The sequence below is a fragment of the Pectobacterium sp. IFB5596 genome (assembly GCF_021432585.1).
Lineage (GTDB): Bacteria > Pseudomonadota > Gammaproteobacteria > Enterobacterales > Enterobacteriaceae > Pectobacterium > Pectobacterium punjabense.
In genome coordinates, this window is the sequence record NZ_LXFY01000023.1 from 314,564 (window position 1) to 332,483 (window position 17,920).

The 17,920-nt window shown below is 51.8% G+C and carries 17 protein-coding genes; 1 reads left to right on the forward strand and 16 read right to left on the reverse strand.

The genetic code is table 11. The features are described from left to right. Nucleotides 1-89 precede the first annotated feature (89 nt). The 14 genes from A6301_RS15115 to A6301_RS15180 all read right to left on the reverse strand — a co-directional run bounded on the left by A6301_RS15115 (nt 90) and on the right by A6301_RS15180 (nt 15,077). Complete coding sequence (locus A6301_RS15115; RefSeq protein ID WP_205543059.1) at nt 90-836, reverse strand: type II secretion system protein N; 747 nt, start codon at nt 834-836, stop codon at nt 90-92. Beyond that, entirely contained in the window at nt 826-1,320 is a 495-nt protein-coding gene (gene gspM / locus A6301_RS15120; RefSeq protein WP_234258151.1) for a type II secretion system protein GspM, read from the reverse strand. The genes A6301_RS15115 and gspM overlap by 11 nt, the downstream gene beginning before the upstream one ends. Further along, on the reverse strand, nt 1,317-2,594 hold the full coding sequence (gene gspL, locus A6301_RS15125; RefSeq protein WP_234258152.1) for a type II secretion system protein GspL: 1,278 nt from the start codon (nt 2,592-2,594) through the stop codon (nt 1,317-1,319). Before gspL ends, gspM begins: the two co-directional genes overlap by 4 nt. Beyond that, nucleotides 2,591-3,577 (reverse strand): type II secretion system minor pseudopilin GspK, encoded by a 987-nt coding sequence (gspK, locus tag A6301_RS15130; RefSeq protein WP_205543062.1) that lies wholly within the window; start codon nt 3,575-3,577, stop codon nt 2,591-2,593. The genes gspL and gspK overlap by 4 nt, the downstream gene beginning before the upstream one ends. Continuing rightward, complete coding sequence (gspJ, locus tag A6301_RS15135; RefSeq protein WP_370642235.1) at nt 3,574-4,206, reverse strand: type II secretion system minor pseudopilin GspJ; 633 nt, start codon at nt 4,204-4,206, stop codon at nt 3,574-3,576. Before gspJ ends, gspK begins: the two co-directional genes overlap by 4 nt. 17 nt (nt 4,207-4,223) lie before the next feature. Further along, nucleotides 4,224-4,589 (reverse strand): type II secretion system minor pseudopilin GspI, encoded by a 366-nt coding sequence (gene gspI / locus A6301_RS15140; protein WP_107170231.1) that lies wholly within the window; start codon nt 4,587-4,589, stop codon nt 4,224-4,226. Then, nucleotides 4,586-5,152, reverse strand: a complete 567-nt coding sequence (gene gspH / locus A6301_RS15145; RefSeq protein WP_234258154.1) for a type II secretion system minor pseudopilin GspH — start codon at nt 5,150-5,152, stop codon at nt 4,586-4,588. The genes gspI and gspH overlap by 4 nt, the downstream gene beginning before the upstream one ends. A 101-nt stretch (nt 5,153-5,253) precedes the next feature. Next, complete coding sequence (gspG, locus tag A6301_RS15150) at nt 5,254-5,694, reverse strand: type II secretion system major pseudopilin GspG (RefSeq protein WP_215484386.1); 441 nt, start codon at nt 5,692-5,694, stop codon at nt 5,254-5,256. 32 nt (nt 5,695-5,726) lie between these two features. Next, nucleotides 5,727-6,953, reverse strand: a complete 1,227-nt coding sequence (gene gspF, locus A6301_RS15155; RefSeq protein ID WP_107170228.1) for a type II secretion system inner membrane protein GspF — start codon at nt 6,951-6,953, stop codon at nt 5,727-5,729. A 1-nt stretch (nt 6,954) separates the two neighbouring features. Further along, nucleotides 6,955-8,451, reverse strand: coding sequence for a type II secretion system ATPase GspE (gspE, locus tag A6301_RS15160; RefSeq protein ID WP_205543064.1), 1,497 nt, complete (start codon nt 8,449-8,451; stop codon nt 6,955-6,957). Further along, nucleotides 8,448-10,400 (reverse strand): type II secretion system secretin GspD, encoded by a 1,953-nt coding sequence (gene gspD, locus A6301_RS15165; protein WP_205543065.1) that lies wholly within the window; start codon nt 10,398-10,400, stop codon nt 8,448-8,450. The genes gspE and gspD overlap by 4 nt, the downstream gene beginning before the upstream one ends. Before the next feature lie 88 nt (nt 10,401-10,488). Further along, complete coding sequence (gene gspC, locus A6301_RS15170) at nt 10,489-11,352, reverse strand: type II secretion system protein GspC (RefSeq protein WP_107170257.1); 864 nt, start codon at nt 11,350-11,352, stop codon at nt 10,489-10,491. Nucleotides 11,353-11,402: 50 nt separating this feature from the next. Further along, nucleotides 11,403-13,382, reverse strand: a complete 1,980-nt coding sequence (locus A6301_RS15175) for a glycosyl hydrolase family 28 protein (protein WP_205543066.1) — start codon at nt 13,380-13,382, stop codon at nt 11,403-11,405. A 126-nt stretch (nt 13,383-13,508) separates the two neighbouring features. Next, the gene (locus tag A6301_RS15180; RefSeq protein WP_234258155.1) at nt 13,509-15,077 is read right to left on the reverse strand and encodes a polysaccharide lyase family 1 protein; all 1,569 of its coding nucleotides are present in this window, start codon (nt 15,075-15,077) and stop codon (nt 13,509-13,511) included. Nucleotides 15,078-15,593: 516 nt separating this feature from the next. Between A6301_RS15180 and gspB the strand changes: the two genes are divergently transcribed. Beyond that, nucleotides 15,594-16,157, forward strand: coding sequence for a type II secretion system assembly factor GspB (gene gspB / locus A6301_RS15185; RefSeq protein WP_234258156.1), 564 nt, complete (start codon nt 15,594-15,596; stop codon nt 16,155-16,157). On the opposite strand, the gene gspS is transcribed toward gspB, so the two are convergent. Together gspS and alaC are read right to left on the reverse strand one after the other, a co-directional pair. Further along, nucleotides 16,154-16,567, reverse strand: a complete 414-nt coding sequence (gene gspS / locus A6301_RS15190; protein WP_107170222.1) for a type II secretion system pilot lipoprotein GspS — start codon at nt 16,565-16,567, stop codon at nt 16,154-16,156. The two genes, gspB and gspS, sit on opposite strands and share 4 nt — an antisense overlap. Nucleotides 16,568-16,675: 108 nt before the next feature. After that, a complete protein-coding gene (alaC, locus tag A6301_RS15195) occupies nt 16,676-17,917 on the reverse strand; it encodes an alanine transaminase (RefSeq protein WP_205543070.1) in 1,242 nt (413 codons plus the stop codon). Nucleotides 17,918-17,920 lie beyond the last annotated feature (3 nt).

Here is a 17,920-nt window from a genome sequence, read left to right on the forward strand (position 1 = left end):
ATGAGTTGCCCGTTCTCGCGAGCGCCTACGCAGTGATTGCAACGATCGTCTTTATTACAACAATTGTCTTGATTCAACAACTGTCTTTATTACAACAAGCGCCCCTGAAAATTCAGCGTTCTGGCACCCTGCTCGTCTGCTTTACCCGTGGTCGCCAGCAGCTTTTTCATGGTCGCGGGTAAGTCATTCCCGCTGCTAAGCCGTCCCGTAAAACGGTATTCGCCTTTCGGGGTAACGCTGCCTTTACCAGACAACTGTAGATGTGAGGAAACCTGCCGCAGACTCGCTTCCAGTCCGCCTTGTTGGCAGCGTAGCGTGGCCTGAGGCGTCGCTAACGCCAGCCCACCCAGCGGCGTTTTTACCCGCGCGTCTGCCCAAATGACGCTAGCATCCAGCGACTGGCAGCCTGAACGATCGACCGTCGCTTCTTGCAGATTTAGCTGCACGTTTCCTTCCGCCCCGATTGGCACAATAAAACGTAACTGGCTGAATAAGTAGCCGGCCGGAACAGAAAGTCGCCATTGATAAAGCTGCGGCTGCTGCCAGCCGCGAATGATTCCATGACCTTCAATGCCTTCCGGGTTTTTAAACGCAATCTCTAACGCGGGCATAAAACCCGAAAAAGTGATTTTCCAGTGCACATCGTCCAACGTTAACTTACGCCAGCTAAACCGTTGCAGATTCCCCTGCCATAGCGTTCCAGCGGCCTCCGCGACCACCATTCCTGCTGGCAGGGGCACCGCAGTAAGCAAGCGGGCAGGTGCATAGCACGCCAGAAACAGCCCATAGGCCAGAACCAGAGCGACACCAGCACTGATGCCGGATTTAAGCTTCATCCGACCGTTCCAGCATTAGCCTGGTGACATCCACCATGCCAGGGCTTTGCTCTACGGCATTCACATCCAGCGACACAACACGTACGCCGTTTTGCCGCTCCAGTTCACTCAGCCAGCGTAGCAGACTATTGAAGTCACTCTGCGCTAGCGTTACCGATGCCTGGTTCCCCTGCGGCTGCAAACGTACAACAGACAGTCCGTAACGCTGGGTACTTTGTGAAATCAAAATAGGCAGACTGGTTTCCCTCTGACTATTTTCCCCCTGCGCCTGATTTTCCTGTGGAATCGATGAGGCCTGTTTTTGCATCCAGTTTACGGTTTGCTGTTCACGGGAAATTGTGCGTTCCCACAGTTCCTCCCGCAGTTGCCACGGCTGAACAATAGCGTAATAAACCAGACAGAGCAGAAGCATCCCCGCACACACGACCATAAGCTGGCGCTCCCGCGGGCTCATAGCCTGCCAGCGTTGCCGTAATTCATTCATTGCTGGCTCCTTAATGTTAACCGGCCTTCAACCCGATCGTTTTCCTGCCGCATCTCACCCGCCTGTACCTGATAATAGGCAGCAGCCTGCTGCTGAAACTGTTCCAGCTCTTGATAAGACGTACCCTGCAACGCCAATCGGAATTCACCCGCAGAACCGTCGTAAGACAGCGACTGAATTTTGATCGCGCTATTCTGCGTCATGAGTTGCTGCAAAGGGCTCAATTGCTCCAGTAGCCCCTTCCCTGCACTCCCGGCTGTCGTACGTTGCAGATGCTGCTGCATCTGTGCTCGCGGGTTAACGACATTCGTCTCGGAAGGGAAAATTTGCCGATAGACGCGCACGCTCTCCTGCCGCCAATGCTCGGCCTGCTGATAAAGCTGATAGTGCGCCCAGCCAGCATCTGCCACGACCAACAAGAGATAACAAGCAAAAGCAATTCCAACGCTACGCCACGGCAATAGCCTGTTTTGCCACGCGTTCTCCGGCGCATAATCACCTTGCCGCAAATCAACTGAAGCGGGTAGAGATACCGTCGCCGCCAATGTAAAGAGATCCGTTTCTGGCTGCGCCTTCCACTTGCTTTCCTCCTGCCATTCGTACTGCGACAGCTCACCGCCAACCGAGGCAGCGCTATAGCTGTATATCGCAGGCAGCGGCATAGATGCCTTCAGCAGGTCACCACACCAGGACGATTCTGCCGCCATGGCATGACCCGTAGGCTGGCGAAACAGCCACATGTCATCATGTTGCAACGCGCTCCACCCATCCTGATGTTTTGGCAATACCCGAGCATCAGGCAACAGGGCATCAACGCGGAGATCCAACGCATCACACAATGCCAGCCACTGCTGCATTCGGCTTTTTTCCACCACGGCAGCCGTACCGTCATCACCATGAATTTCCAACACGGCAAAATGCAGCTTTTCAATATCCGTAGCCAGTTGATCTTCCAGCATAAATGGTACGACTTGCGTCAGTTGACGCCGCACCTGACGGGGCAACGTCAGGGCATAAAACGTCACGTCCGTTGCCGGAACCAGAACGCGGGTAAATGCCACGGACGGATAGGCTGCTAGCGCAGGACGAACCTGCTCTACGCTGCCGCGTCCCTGACTCAGTAAGCTTTCCCCATTGGATGAACGGACCTGCCATTCGATTTCGCCCTGTTCCTCTACCGGAAGGCGCACAATGAGGCACGGATGTCGAACAACCGAACCTCGATTTAATGGGACTTTCGCGGTTTTTTTCTTCCATTTCCCCGCTAATTTCATGGATTCACCGTCCTATATCCTCCATATTGCCGCTGCACAATCTCTACCTTTTGCCCACTCAAATGAAGCAAGCTGCGTTGGTGAAAATCACTGTCGCCGACACGTACCTGAAGCTTTACAAAAAACCACTCACTTTTCACTGCCAGCACCCGCTGCGCGGTATTTTTACTATTCGGAGGCAATAGTCCCGTTTGCTGCAATACCTCCAGGCTTGCCCATCCCATACGGGGACGCTGCTGCACCAACGCTTTTGCCTGAGACATCGTCATTTCATTCAAGAAAATAGCGGATAACAGCGGGGCATCAAACTCAGTTAATGTATTGATATTAATGGACATCGCATCCACTGGTAGCGCACAGACATAAGGTAATAACCGGCGATAGAGATCGCTGTCCATACCGTAAACCGCTCGTAATTCGCTGATTTCACTCATTCTTTGATTGGCTGTGCGATAAGGTACTGGTAACGTGGCATAGACCTCGTCTTCTGCACCGTTCGCCGACGGGTAGTTATCCGCATCAATCCAGTCACGTACCGCCGCAGTGATTTTTTCTGCACGATCCGCATCTTCGCCTAGATTTTTCAACAGAAAACGGAAAACCTGCGCTGGATAAGGTGTCTTCACCAACGTACTTTCGTTATCCACGCCTTGATTGATCGCATTCAGATTAAAGCAGGTGCGCGCATCGCTAATCTGGCCGATGATTTCCCCTCCGTCCACGGGGAAACGGTGTCCCGGCTGGGACCAATTTTGCCCGACAAACGTGCGACCTGGCATATTTCGGGTATCGCGTAGCAATATTTGCCCGCTTAGCGTTTCCGCTCCCAAGGCGTACCATTTCGCCTGCTGACGGCTTAAATGCGTTTCGGTACGCAAAAACGCTTTACCCGTGCGTTCCGTGATCGCTGAGGCTATCGTTACCATTAATGCCAGAATCAAGAGCACCACCAGCAGCGCCACGCCGCGCTGACGCGACTTCATTTAACTGGCCCGGTGGTAATCAAGAACATACGCGACATTTCTCCGTAATCCCTTAAGGTCAGCACGACTTCAATTCCTTGTGGCAATTGCGTACTGTTATCCCAGCGGTCACGCCAGCTTTTGTTGCTGAAAAAGCGTAGGCGAAAACCATCAACCTGCGTGAGAAGCGGTTTTACGCCGGGATCGAGCCCCTCAATAGGGTCGGGAACCGAGTGCGTTAGCCGTTCCAAAGTGTGATCCCGCAGTCGATAGGCTACAGGCTGAAGTTCAGAGCGCGGCAAAATACCAAACGGGTTCTGCCAGCCATTGCGCATAAAACTAACGCCCCAGTCATCACTTTTTAGCTGATCGCGACCGGCGTAGAATATCGAGGTGCTTCCCCGACTGCCACGTGCGATCATCTGGGAAAAATCGCTGTCCATTTGTGAAAAAGCGCGCTGTATTTCAGCCAGACGTTCGGCCTTGCGCTGCGAAATTTCATCGTTACGCATCACACCGTTCAGTACCTGAAACGCGCTGACACTTAATGCCGCAAAAATAGCGATCGACAGTATCATTTCCAGCAGCGTAAACCCCTGCTGACGCCTGCGCTTCGCGGCCTCTCGCGCCGTCCTAGCTTGATTGCACATCCTTGTTCTACTAAACATTATTGCTTCACCACATAGGTGCGTAGCGAGGCATCGGAAGCAAAGGCATCTTTATTACGCCGCACTTCCACATCCAGTGCCTTGGTCTGAGGGTCGCCAGTTTCTACACCCTGCCAGCGCCAATGCCAGCGCACGCCCGCGAATTTCGTTTCCCCTCTCACCCACGACGCTTCAGGCCAACGTTGTTCCAACCGCAGTTGAACCTGCTGGTTTTCCGCCACCCAGCCTGCAAATGTTTTCTCTTCCAGCCGGCTCAGGCTGCTTGCTTGTCTGGCTGTCGTTTGCAAAACGGCAATGCCCGCCAGCGCAAAAACGCTCAGCGCGACCAACACTTCCACCAGTGTCATCCCTTTCTGTCGTCTCATCGCTTCTTACCCTGACTCATCGACGTCACAAACCGCCCGTTGGCATCCATCTGGAGCCAATTCGAGAGTGCTTTGTTGTCAGACTTAACGAACAGACGGAAAGGCGTGATTTCACCACCGGGCAAAATCAGGATATCGGGATCGTCGCCACTCTGCGTTTTCTCCACTTTTTTCCCATCGGCCTGCAATAGCTCAAGCCGTAACCCATCGGGCAGCGCCGCCGATGCCCTCACCCGATACGGTTGCCACGGCTGCCACTTGTAACCCTGCCAGCGATCGCCGCTCGGCACAGACACGCCTTCCGCTGTAGCAGGTCGCTGGAGTTGATAAAACTGCCAGCGATCGGGATAAATGCGCACACCCAGCATATATTCATTCACCTGACTGCTTTCAGCAGCAAATTCTAACTGTGCCTGAAAACGAGCCAACTGCCAGGCGCTGTCATTCTGGCGCTCGGGGGGAAACGCCATGACCACCATACCCGCAGCGATACCGGCCAGTAACACGACCAGCATCATTTCCAGCAGGGTGAACCCCTGCTGCTTCCTCGTTGACCGCTTCATTGCGCTTCTGCCGTCCTTTTCCCGCCGTCATCGGTAGCGATGACCTACAACTATCGCCCGACAGCAATCATCTATAAAAACGGGTGTGCCGCCATATACCTTTATTTTTTATCAAGATTCCAGTTGCCGATATCATCTTCTGTTCCCGGCATGCCATCTGGTCCCAAAGAAAAAATATCCAGCTTGCCGTGCTGACCTGGGTTTAGCAGTTGGTAGTCGGTCCCCCATGGGTCCTGCGGCAGGCGACGAATATAGCCATCGGCTGGGTAGTTACGCGGTTCCGGCTGTACCGTCGGCTTCGTTACCAACGCTTTCAGCCCCTGTTCTGTGGACGGATAGCGATTGTTATCCAACTTGTACATATCGAGCGCACTTTCAAGCGAGACAATATCGCTGACCGCTTTTTGTCGATCCGCCTTTTCTTTATTCCCCATCAAATTAGGCACCACCAAACTCGCCAGCACGCCGAGAATGACGATCACCACCATAATTTCCAACAGGGTAAAACCACGCTGACTATCACCACGTTGATACTGTTGCATCCTTACTTTTCCTTGTTCAATTGTTGGTTCTCTTACGAACTCATTAACGTATTCAGTTGCAGGATCGGTTGTAAAATCGCCAATACGATAAACAGCACCACTGCCGCCATGCTGACCACCAGCAGAGGTTCAAATAACCCCAGCGCCAGCGTCATTTGTGAACTGAATTCACGATCCTGATTATCTGCCGCACGCTCCAGCATGCTGTCCAACTCGCCGCTGCGTTCACCGCTGGCGATCATATGGCGCATCATCGGAGGAAAGAGCGCCGTCTGCTCCAGTGCTTTGTGCAGGCTCACCCCTTCTCGCACCGCATCCGTCGCCATAGAAAGTCGATGGCGAGCGTAATCATTGCTCATCACATCGCCGCTAATGCGCATCGCCTGTAGCAGCGGCACGGCACTGGCGTTGAGAATACTGAGCGTCCGCGCATAGCGTGCCGTATTCAGGCCGCGAGCAATACGACCAAGCAGCGGTAAATGCAGTAGGCGTCGATGAAAACTAACGCGCCGTTTTTCCTGCCGCAGCATCACCCGCAGCGCCATAAACCCTACCAGCAACGCCAGCAGGAACCACGGTCCAAACGCACGCACGGCATCACTCATCCCCATCAACACACGGGTTGAAAGCGGCAGCGCCTGTTTCATATGAATAAATTGCTCGACGACTTTCGGCACGACAACAGACAGCAAAATACTCACCACGGCGATCGCGACCACGGTTAGCACGCAAGGATAGATCATCGCCTGCTGTATGCGGCTACGCATCTGTTGACGCTGCTCGGTGTAGTCCGCCAGCCGATTCAGCACTTCATCAAGATGACCGGACGTTTCACCTGCGGCGACCATTGCGCAGTACAAGCGCTCAAAGCTACCGGGAAAACATTTCATGGCATCAGCCAGCGAGTGGCCTTCCATCACCTTGCTGCGCACCGCTGCCATCAATTGGCTCAGATGCGGCTTTTCACTCTGCTTCGCCACGGCATCCAGCGCTTCTTCCAGCGGCAACGATGCCGCCACCAGCGTAGCCAACTGGCGCGTCAACAATGCTAAATCTGAGGTACTAATACGGATCTTGCGACGTAGGGAAAAACCCGTAGCGCTGGATTTCTGCTGTTCGCCTCGGCTTTCATCGACCGATAGCGGCACCAGCCCCCGTTCCCGTAATAGCTGACGCGCCTGTCTGGCAGAGTCGGCCTCCTGACTGCCACGGCATTTTTTCCCCTGCGCATCCAGCGCTTGATAGTGGTACTGTGCCATGTCATTCCTCTTTGGTTACGCGGATCACTTCTTCCCAGGTCGTAAGCCCCGCCAGTACCTTCTCCAACCCATCCTGACGGATCGTTGTTCGGCTCTCTCCCAGAATCTGCGCAATCGCCATTTCACCGTCACGGCGATGGATCGCAGCACGGACGTCATCATTGATGAGAACCAATTCATGAATACCAATACGTCCCCGATAGCCGGTAAAGCTACACTGCGGACAACCAACGGGGCTGTGCAGCAGCGTATCCGATGCAATTCCCATCTGTTTTGCCTGAACCGGATCGACAGGCTGCGGCTGGCTACAGTCAGGGCACAGCGTTCTGACCAGACGCTGTGCGAGTACGCCCAGCAGAGAAGTTGATAGCAGGAAAGGTTCTACGCCCATATCCTGCAAACGAGACAGCGCGCCCAGCGCACTATTGGTATGCAGTGTGGATAAGACAAGGTGACCCGTCAGCGATGCCTGCACGGCAATTTGCGCGGTTTCCCCATCACGAATTTCCCCCACCAGGACCACATCCGGGTCCTGACGCAAAATGGCACGTAGCCCGCGGGCAAACGTCATATCCACCTTGGTATTGACCTGCGTTTGCCCGATGCCTTCCAGCTCATATTCGATGGGATCTTCCACCGTCATGATGTTACGTTCCGAAGCATTCAGGCGACTAAGCGCAGCATAAAGCGTGGTACTTTTCCCCGACCCAGTCGGACCGGTGACCAGAATAATGCCGTGTGGACGGTGGATCAGGCTGTCCAGCAGTTGTCGATTGCGGTCCGACATGCCCAACAATTCAAGATCGAGCTTAACGCTGTTTTTATCCAGCAAACGCAGCACAACACGCTCGCCGTAATTCGACGGCAGAGTGGATACGCGCACGTCAACCGCGCGTCCTCCGACCCGCAGCGCCATGCGACCATCCTGCGGGATACGCTTTTCAGCAATATCCAGCTTTGCCATGACTTTGATACGCGACACCAGCAGCGAAGCGAGCTTACGCTGCGGACGCAGAATCTCACGCAGTACGCCATCAACGCGGAAACGGATCAGCAAATAGCGCTCATAGGTTTCGATATGAATATCCGATGCTTTATTCTTAATCGCTTCGGTCAGCATGGCGTTAATGAGGCGGATAATCGGCGCATCGTCATCAGCATCAAGCAGATCGTCGCTATCTGGCAGCTCTTCCACCAGCGTATAGAAGTCCATCTCGTTGCCGATGTCCTCCATCATACGGCGCGCTTCTTCCGAGTCGCGCTGATAGCTAATGACCAATTGCCGCTCGAATTCTTCGTCCGTGACCCGCTCAATCCTGAGCGAACATCCTGCCACCCGACGCGCCTCCAACAACGCAGCCGCTGGTGTCTGCGCGACGCAAATCGTTCGAAGGCTCGCCTCATTATCCCCCTGCAACAGCAGGATTTGCTGCGACCGTGCATAGGCGAAAGGCAATATGGGGCGTAATTCTATAATCTGGGAAGCCGCGTCACTCATTTCCCGCCCGCCGGGTAAAATGCCACGATAGAGGACTGAACCTGACGGAACGTATAAGCGTTCCCGCCTTCCGGCAAGCGCAGTAAATCGTTATCCAGCAGATTAGCCTTCCCGCCATTCGCCTCTCTCTGCTTCTCTTCTTCAGCATTGAACGAGTGATATTTACTGGCAGAAGCGCTCTGGTATTGGCTACGATCGCGGATAATAGAAGGACGGATAAACAGCATCAGATTACGTTTTTTCGTTTCCTGGCTGTTTGAACGGAACAAATGCCCCAGAACGGGAATATCTCCCAACAGAGGCACTTTACTGGCAGACTCATTCGTACTTTTGTCCAGCAAGCCGCCCACCACCACGGTTTCGCCGCTGCTGACCAGCACTGCGTTATTAACGGTACGCGTATTGAATGTTGCTCCGAGGTTGGTGCTGCTGCTGGAGGCCGCATCCGCTACGCTGGAGACTTCCTGCTCGATTTCCAGTAGAACAGAATCGCCCTCGTTAATTTGGGGCTTCACCTTCAGTTTAATACCGACCGTTTTACGTTCCACCGTTTGGAAAACGTTGTCGCCGGATGTCGTTTGCGAGCCAGCCAACACGGGCACTTCCTGGCCGACGTTAAACGTCGCTTCCATATTATCCAGCGTCACAATACTCGGTGTTGCCAGAATATCGTTCTTGCTGTTGCTGGACAGCGCCGTCATCAGCATGCCCCAGTTACCCTGATAGAAACCGGCAGCAATCCCGTTGAAACCGCCAAGTGCCGTTGTCGCTGCCGTACCAAGTGTTCCATCACGCCGGAATTGATCCGCTCCCGCCATCATTGTCGTGATCGGTAGACCGGTGTTCGTGAACTGCGTCACCCCGGCATTCTTATTGGCCCATTGCACACCGAGGTTCATCCCATCGGCATCTTGTACTTCCGCGATGATCGCTTCGACCAATACCTGTGGGCGACGGATATCCAACTGCGCAATTACCTGTTCCAGATCGCGCATGATGTCAGGCGCTGCATTCACAATCAGCGAGTTGGTTTGCTCATGCGCTTTAATCGAAATGTCTTTGCGCAGCGCAGGCAGCGCATTTTGTTGGTCGGTTTGGATACTGTCGCCTACGCCCGTGAGCACTTCAACCAGATCGGCAGCCTTGGCGTATTTGAGATAGATGACTTTGGTGTTGCCTTGCACTGCCTGCTGGCGATCGAGCTGCTTGACCATATCGATGACGCGCTGACGTGAATTCGGTTCACCCCGTACCAGCACTGAGTTGGTTCGTTCATCGGCCACCACATTCGCGGTTAACATACCCGGCAAGGCGGACTTCTCGTCCATCTTGTTCAGCTCATTGACCATCTTCACCACTTCCGTGGAGGACGCGTAAGACAGTGGAATACTGGTAACATTCCGATCGCCCGTCTGATCAACCCGTTCGACGATCGTCATCAACCGCTTGATTACCCCAGCGCGCCCAGTCATCAGCAGCACGTTCGACGGCTCGTAATGCACCACGCTCCCAGCCCCCGCGTTGTCGTTCAACTGACGCAGCAGCGGCGCCAAATCACGCGCCGCCACATTGTTGACGGGCACCACGCGCGTAACAACTTCATCACCGATACCAGGCTGATCATCACTGGCCAACGGCATCGACGTCGATTTCGCATCTTTTGAGCGAATAATTTTCAACACATTGTTATCCATAGGGATAACAGTAAATCCATAAACATCCAGCACGCTAAGGAAGAACTGGTAATACTGCTCTTCGTTCATCATGTCATAACTGCGTACAGTAATCGTTCCGCTGACCGACGGATCGATAATAACCGTCTTATTCAGATTCTTACTGACGGTATTGATAAACTCTTGAATGTCCGTGCCTTTAAAACTGGCGGAGAACTCAGCGCTCCACGCTAACGATGACGCCATCAGCAGAACACTCCCGCTGAGCAATAGCATGCTCTTGCGGCGTACATGACTAAGCCATTGGTTTTTATGCTTTGAAAAAACCTGACGCTTAAAAAATCCCTGTCCCTTGCTAAACAAATTAGTGGTCTCCATCCAGTGCCAGATATATATCTTGCTGTTGACCATCACGCTCGACGGTCAAATTAAATTTGCTCATCCCTGCCAATTGCGCCATCGCCTGCTGTGCCTGATCCGTATCACGTAAATCCATGCCGTTTAATGACACAGCGAGATCGTTATCCTGCAAGCCTGCGCGGTAGAAAAGATCGGGATTTTTGCCGGGGTTTAACTGATATCCTTTCAGTACGTCTTCTTCCGTGACGGGAGAAATGGTGAGGTAATCCTGCGCCGTAAAGGGAGCCTTTTGAATCTCATCTTTCACTTGGCTAAAAGTGCCAGAAGACAGTGGGACAGCGGCGGTGTTTTCTTCCTGATATAAATGGAGCGCCTCATACCGCCCCTGATACTGGAGCACGACACGATCGGCAGAGATAGTCACAATTTTGGCTTCATAGCCGGGAATGGCATCGCCAACATTACGGCTGTATTGCTGACTATCTTTAGCGATAATGGCAATCGAACGCTTGGCGTCTCCACTCGCCAGCACCCCTGTCAGACTAATATTTAACGATGTCAGCGGAATATCACCAGATAGCGCGGCATCGTTAGCTGCGGTCATATCCGCATCGGGAGCATGACCAAACAAGGTAAAATCACCTAACGTAGCAGGTTTTTCTTTCGCCTGGGCAGGCGTGACCGACACGCCAACAACGCGTGAATCTTCAGGTAGGAGAAAGCGCCAGGTCAGTACGGCCAACTGCTGGCAAATCAGCAATAAAATCAGCCCCAACACAATACGTCGGATCAGCGGCGCGGGCAGTGACCGAACAGAGGCAACCAGCGAATTAAAAGACGGTTCTTTGAAAACTTGCAATCGTGCCATAGCATAATCATCCATAATACTCCCCACGCCAGCGGCGTGGGGAAAATGCCTTATTCCGTTGCGGCTTCCCGGGTGATAGTTTCATCACCGCTGGTCGCCAGCGCGGCATCATTATTTACACGGTCTTCGAGCCGGATATTTTCAATATGACCGAAATTCCAGGCTCCCGGTACATTCTCAAAAATGACATTTTTAAAGTCACTGTTCTTCAGGAACGTAATATCTGTGGCTTTTACACTTCTGAATTTTACATTCTCAAAATGCAAGCCTTGATGATAGGCATCACGTCCAAAAGAGAACTTATACGCATCAGCCATCTCACCGATGGTCATCCCATCGACCAGAATGCTGTTTTTCTTCGCTGAACCATCAACCGTAACGTTAGAAACGGTCACATCGCGGAACTGCGCGGGTTCAGCCGCAGGCTGAGTATCGTTCACGTCCGCTTTATATTTGATAGTGAAAACGAACGGCTCGTTGACAATATCACGCATCGCGTTATTACGGAATACCACGTCACGCGAGCCACCACCATAATAGGGTCGACTCTTCATACGCAAGCCAACATCCGTCTTATTCATGACGTTATCTTCAGCAACAATTTTTTCAATCCAAGCACCAGTATGGCTACCCGTAACCACCGCACCGTGCCCGCGGCGGAAGTAGTTATTGAAGATCCAGGCACCGCTCTGCGCTTTTTGCCCCAGCGTCGCCACTTCAGCACCGTACCCCGCCGCAAAGTTTACGCTGTCATCACCTGTATCAAAAAAGTTATTGAATACCATGACATTTTGGCTATTGCCGAATTCAATACCATCCGCATTATTCGCATCGTACGTCGTGTGTACCAGCGCATTCATCGCCACATTTTCGGATTCCAGCACCATCACACCGTGGTAAGCCGGGTTCAGAATCGTCAGCCCTTCCAGATACATATTGCTCACGCCGCGCAGCGTCATCAGGCTGGAGCGTCGGTTTTTGTACGCTTCCTCCAGTGACATGCCTTCATTAACGGCTTTGGCCGTTTGGTCTTTTGCCAGAATACCGTCACTGCCAACATTGGTCGCTTTGCTCGCACGGTAGAGCGGCAATTCATTCTTTAATTCATCAGTTTCAGTAATGTTTTTATCACTGGCTTTAATGCCGCGCGTCCAGCCGTTACCATCAATCGTGCCCTGTCCGACGATACGAATATTTTTAAAGGTACCGGCATGGCTACTGCCCCGATCGTCGGCTTCCAACACGTTAATCAACGAAGGTGGGCGCTTAGGTAATTGAGGTGAAGTGTAAGGGTAGAGATAGTAGCCACGAGCGAGCGGATAGTCGTCGCCGTTTGCCGACCCCAGCAACGTAGCACCTTTTGCAACTTCAAACGTCATGTCGCTATGCAGGAACAGCGCACCGGTTTTAAATGTCCCCCCTTCAACCACGACTTTACACCCTTTCGGATAGGCGGCTAGCGTACAGTCATCAATCGCTTTCTGAATCGCCAACGTATCGTTTGCTATCCCATCCCCTTTCGCACCGTAGTTAGTCACGTTCAGTGAGACTGGCGTGGCCGTCGTTTTCTGCACGACCGTCTCGCTATCAACGGATTCTTTGCCGTCCTCATAAAGCGCGCGCACCGTGAAGCGGTATTCCGTTTCCGGCGACAGGTTAGCCACCTTGAAATTATGGAAGCTGACGCGAACATGCCAGTTGGCGGTATCGATCGAATTGTAGAAGTGATCGATATAAGGCTTGGCTGGCGAGTGGGTGTTCTGGTTATCAATGGTTCCGCCCAACAAGGTTCCATTCATATAGACACGATAATCTTTAATGCCTGCGGCCGGTTTAGTCGGTTTTTCCCAGGCCAGTACCACGCTGCTATTATCATAGGCCAGCGTCGGCACCTTAAGATTCTGTGGTGCGGCAGAACGGTCAACACCCACATTCGGCGTTGAGTCGCTATCGCTGCATCCGGCAATCAGGCCGCTCAGAACGAGTGTCGCGCAGAGCGTAAGGCGAGTACGAGGTAAAAAATCAGTCATAACATTTCCTGTATTTTTATATCGCCCGACATCTTTCTCCCTGCGGCAGAATCGTTACCACAGGGAGACACACATCAGGCGGAGGGTTTACAGATAAAAATTTAAATAATGAGTAAGATCAGATGGCTACGGCAGGGCAATCTCCAGTTTTCCCGCACCGGCATTTTCCAGGACATATTTCTCAACAGCGGCGATAGATTTCCCAACGCTATAGACATAAGGCGGACTCCACTCCAACTCATTGGTGCAGGTCTCCAACGCCCATCCCGGTACCGCTTTCCCAGCGCTGGTAGCAGCGGCTTTCTCGGTTTCTTGCAATGCAGTACATTTATCCAAGGCTATTTGATTCAGATTGCTTGCCGGATTGCCATTGAACCAAGAACCGTTGTCTTTAAATTTACTTCCCTTGTAGGCACCAATAATCAGCTTTTCATCTGCCGCACCGCCCTGGAAATTAAAAACATTACTTTCGGAAAGAATCGATGAATCGAAGCCCATCCCAATGGCATACAGAATGGGATAATTTGTATCCGTTGCGCCACGGTGGTAGTTATTAAGTAAATGCACCTGACCAAAGCGCACTCGCGGCGAACGCTGCACGCTGTTGTCCCACAAATTGCCTTCAAAAGTGATCCGATATTCCCCTTTATCACCATCGCCTGAGCCGATTAAGACCGTCTTGTCATGCTGAGCGAAAATGTTGTAGGAAATCGTCAGATAATCAGCCCCATCTTCTATATCCAGCAGGCCATCATGGCGTTGGATATGTTTACCGAACAGCACCGACTCCTGATAGTCAGGGTGCTCACCGTCTGTAAAGGTACAGTGGTCGACCCAGACATTTTTGCTGGCATTAATCGATACGGAATCATAACGCGCATTCCAGTTGCCTTTATCTCCATCACCCGCATCCCAAGCTGGGGCAAAGTCACGTGGCGCCTGAAACGTAATATTACGGATAATGATGTTGCTGTTATCCGTTTTGCCAAACGTGTGGCTTAACGTATTGAGGGATAAGTAGCCTTCCACCAGTTTCGCGTCGCTACCTACACCTAAAATTGTGGTATTCGGCGGAACCTGAAATTGAATCTGCGCTTTCTGGTTGTTGGCATACTGCGAACGCTGACCATTCTGTTTTTTCAACAGGCTAAGCTCTGCACTGGCGGCTACCGCATCAGCGCCACCGGCATCCGCCGTCGCTTTCAGTTGTGCCATATAGTTCTGATCGAACGCTTTAACATATAAATCAAAATCGAACGTGGTTTTATTCGGTTTGGTTTTATAATCCTCAGCATTCGCATAGCGTCCATTTCCTAAATCATCACCACGAATAGTGCCTTGCCAATAGATAATCTTGGGTTCTAACTTTGCCTGTAACTCCGCATCGGCGTCGCCTGCAATATAACGGACACTGCGGGTGTTATTTAACGCCTCTTTTAATTCTTGACGATTGGTAACGACATAAATGCTATTTTCATGTGCGCCCTCACCTCCCGTCGTCGCATAAAATTTACCATCCGTGTTCTGATATTGCGCAGCCCAGCCAAACGGTGCAGTTTTCACCTGTAAGTCTGGCGGAGCCTTTTCTGCCACTGGTTGCTGACTGTTGTCACACCCAGAAAGTGCTATCCCAGAAAAGGCAATAGCTACCGCACAGGCGCGTAAACGACCCGTTCCAATAACTGCTCTAAACATTTTATCCCTCAGTATTTTTTAATTATTAAAATGGAAATAACACATTCGCAAAAAATCCTGCGATACTAATCACATTCTTTAAAATTTATTTTATTTGTAATTTACGGCAGATTGACGTTTTCCTTATTGATAAAAAAGTGGCGCAATACCTGTAGTAAAAACCACATAGTAACGCTGCTAATTTAACGCTCAGAATGGTTAATTAATTATTAGGGTTTCTCCGAATTCATTGACCACTAAGAACCAAAAAGAAACATCATGCCTACAATGGTAAAACATGATTTCATTAAAGCAAATCCGCACTTTTTTTTTGCGACCCGCATCAAGGTTCCATCCGTGATTATTATCATTACAATAGTTTTTAATCAAAATGGAGTAGCTGTCACATAACCGAGAGATTCGGTTTTTAGTTCTTTCTATTTTTTGCAAAATAAGGCAGATAGCACCATCCGTTTGCACGACTTTCGTTTATGATGTGAGGCTACACGGCCTAAGTAGATAATTAAGGATGAGCGCGTGGATAACGCACCGGACGCACAGACACATTCACAACCAGCGCTACTTGCCAAATATCCGATGCCCGGCTATCTGATGGTTGTTTACGCTTTGCTTTTTATCGCGCTAGGCTGGTTCAGCCACCAGCGCTGGGGTAGCCCTGCGGCTTCTCCGACAGCCACTTTAGCCGTTCACGCCGCGGCCTTGCCGGCGGTTGAGGAACAAGCACTCGCGGCTACATCTCATCAAGGGGAGGTTTATGCTGATAAGCCAGCACCCCTTGAGAAAAAGACCACGCTGCCATTACCTGCCATCAGCAATGGCGAAATTCCGCCACTGACCTATAGCGCACATGTTTATACATCCGACGAAGCCAAGCGCAGTATCACACTCAACGGCCTACCGTTCCGTGAAGGTGATTCGCCAGTGGAAGGGCTAACCATAGAACAGATCCAGCAAGATATGACGATTTTCAGCGTAGAGGGTGAGGTATTTATTTTGGAAGCGCTGGAAGACTGGCCGGGCGGAAAATTCAACGACAATGAACGTTCCGCCGACGGTGAAAGTGGAAACGTCGCGCCTTAGCCGTGGTTACGCATGGCATCAATAAACGGCGTCAGCGTACGGTTAAACTCCGAACACTGCGCTTCTTTTGGCGTACTGTCTTTTAATAACCCTTGGTACAGGCTTTCACTGCGCTGCGGTAAAGCCTGATAGTTTGCAACATTCCAGCCTCTTTGTTTCGCCACAGCTAATGCCACATTGGTAACCGTCGCATCATCGGGGAGATCGCTACGGTTACATTTCGATTTAAGGTATCGGGTGGCAGCAACCAATGACGACAGCTGATTCAGTTGATCGTTAGGAGAGACCGTTACCACAGAAGACTGGCCTGCCACCGTTCCTTTGTGGGCAGACGTTCCTGTTTGTTGGCACCCGGCCAGCGTGACGCAAAGCAGCGTTAACGCAGAAAATTTAGACAGAGATAACGACATGACAAACTCATCCTGATTGAGATTAACGGTAGGCATTTTAGCAAATGATAGGCCGCTGTCACGGCATGTTTATGTCGCTCCCAGCCAGACGACTGGGAGCCGAGGATATCAGGCAACAGTGCCTTTTCCTGATGAAGGTTTAGCCGTCGGTAAAAGACCATCGGCACGAAACATCGTTTTAATGCCGCGCACCGCCTGCCGAATACGATCCTGATTTTCGATCAAGGCAAACCGGACATGGGTGTCGCCATAATCGCCAAAACCAATTCCAGGTGAAACGCACACCTTCGCCTCCGATAGCAGGCGCTTGGCAAATTCCAGCGACCCCAAGTGCGCATAGGCATCAGGAATTTTCGCCCACACGTACATCGACGCTTTCGGTTCATCAACCATCCAACCTGCCTCATGCAGACCGCGCACCAAAACGTTACGGCGCTGGCGATACTGCTCGGCAATATCACGTACACATTGCTGATCGCCTTCCAACGCGGCGATTGCAGCAACCTGCAACGGCGTAAACGTACCGTAATCGTGATAGCTCTTGATCCGTGCTAGTGCGTTGACCAGTTCAGGGTTTCCGACCATAAAGCCAATGCGCCAGCCTGCCATGTTATAGCTTTTTGACAGCGTGAAGAACTCTACTGCGATGTCCTTTGCGCCGGGAACCTGCATGATCGAGGGAGCCTTCCAGCCGTCATACACAATATCGGCATAGGCCAAATCATGGATCACCAACACATTGTACTGTTTCGCCAACTTAACAACGCGCTCAAAGAAATCCAGTTCGACGCACTGCGCTGTCGGGTTCGACGGGAAGCCAAGAATCATCATTTTCGGCTTCGGAATGCTCTCGCGGATCGCACGTTCTAATTCATTAAAGAAATCGACGCCCTCCACAAGCGGCACAGAACGCACCTGGGCCCCAGCAATCACCGCACCATAGATGTGAATCGGATAACTCGGGTTCGGCACCAGCACCGTATCACCATGATCCAATGTTGCCAGCATCAGGTGCGCCAACCCCTCTTTGGAGCCAATAGTGACGATAGCCTCGCTTTCAGGATCGATATCAACCTCATAGCGATCGGCATACCAGCGAGAGATCGCACGGCGTAAGCGCGGAATACCTCGGGATGTCGAATAACCATGAGTATCTTCACGCTGTGCAACCGTACAGAGTTTTTCCACGATATGAGGAGGCGTCGGGCCGTCAGGGTTACCCATGCTGAAATCAATAATATCTTCGCCACGACGACGCGCAGCCATTTTTAATTCAGCAGTGATATTAAATACATATGGGGGAAGACGATCGATGCGCGTAAAACGGCGCGGAGAAGTAGAATCAGCCATAAC

Excerpts from the sequence above, each read along its gene's own strand:
- A6301_RS15115 (WP_205543059.1), bottom strand. The coding sequence starts at position 836 with ATGAAGCTTAAATCCGGCATCAGTGCTGGTGTCGCTCTGGTTCTGGCC.
- gspM (WP_234258151.1), bottom strand. The coding sequence starts at position 1,320 with ATGAATGAATTACGGCAACGCTGGCAGGCTATGAGCCCGCGGGAGCGC.
- gspL (WP_234258152.1), bottom strand. The coding sequence starts at position 2,594 with ATGAAATTAGCGGGGAAATGGAAGAAAAAAACCGCGAAAGTCCCATTA.
- gspK (WP_205543062.1), bottom strand. The coding sequence starts at position 3,577 with ATGAAGTCGCGTCAGCGCGGCGTGGCGCTGCTGGTGGTGCTCTTGATT.
- gspJ (WP_370642235.1), bottom strand. The coding sequence starts at position 4,206 with ATGTGCAATCAAGCTAGGACGGCGCGAGAGGCCGCGAAGCGCAGGCGT.
- gspI (WP_107170231.1), bottom strand. The coding sequence starts at position 4,589 with ATGAGACGACAGAAAGGGATGACACTGGTGGAAGTGTTGGTCGCGCTG.
- gspH (WP_234258154.1), bottom strand. The coding sequence starts at position 5,152 with ATGAAGCGGTCAACGAGGAAGCAGCAGGGGTTCACCCTGCTGGAAATG.
- gspG (WP_215484386.1), bottom strand. The coding sequence starts at position 5,694 with ATGCAACAGTATCAACGTGGTGATAGTCAGCGTGGTTTTACCCTGTTG.
- gspF (WP_107170228.1), bottom strand. The coding sequence starts at position 6,953 with ATGGCACAGTACCACTATCAAGCGCTGGATGCGCAGGGGAAAAAATGC.
- gspE (WP_205543064.1), bottom strand. The coding sequence starts at position 8,451 with ATGAGTGACGCGGCTTCCCAGATTATAGAATTACGCCCCATATTGCCT.
- gspD (WP_205543065.1), bottom strand. The coding sequence starts at position 10,400 with ATGCTATTGCTCAGCGGGAGTGTTCTGCTGATGGCGTCATCGTTAGCG.
- gspC (WP_107170257.1), bottom strand. The coding sequence starts at position 11,352 with ATGGCACGATTGCAAGTTTTCAAAGAACCGTCTTTTAATTCGCTGGTT.
- A6301_RS15175 (WP_205543066.1), bottom strand. The coding sequence starts at position 13,382 with ATGACTGATTTTTTACCTCGTACTCGCCTTACGCTCTGCGCGACACTC.
- A6301_RS15180 (WP_234258155.1), bottom strand. The coding sequence starts at position 15,077 with ATGTTTAGAGCAGTTATTGGAACGGGTCGTTTACGCGCCTGTGCGGTA.
- gspS (WP_107170222.1), bottom strand. The coding sequence starts at position 16,567 with ATGTCGTTATCTCTGTCTAAATTTTCTGCGTTAACGCTGCTTTGCGTC.
- alaC (WP_205543070.1), bottom strand. The coding sequence starts at position 17,917 with ATGGCTGATTCTACTTCTCCGCGCCGTTTTACGCGCATCGATCGTCTT.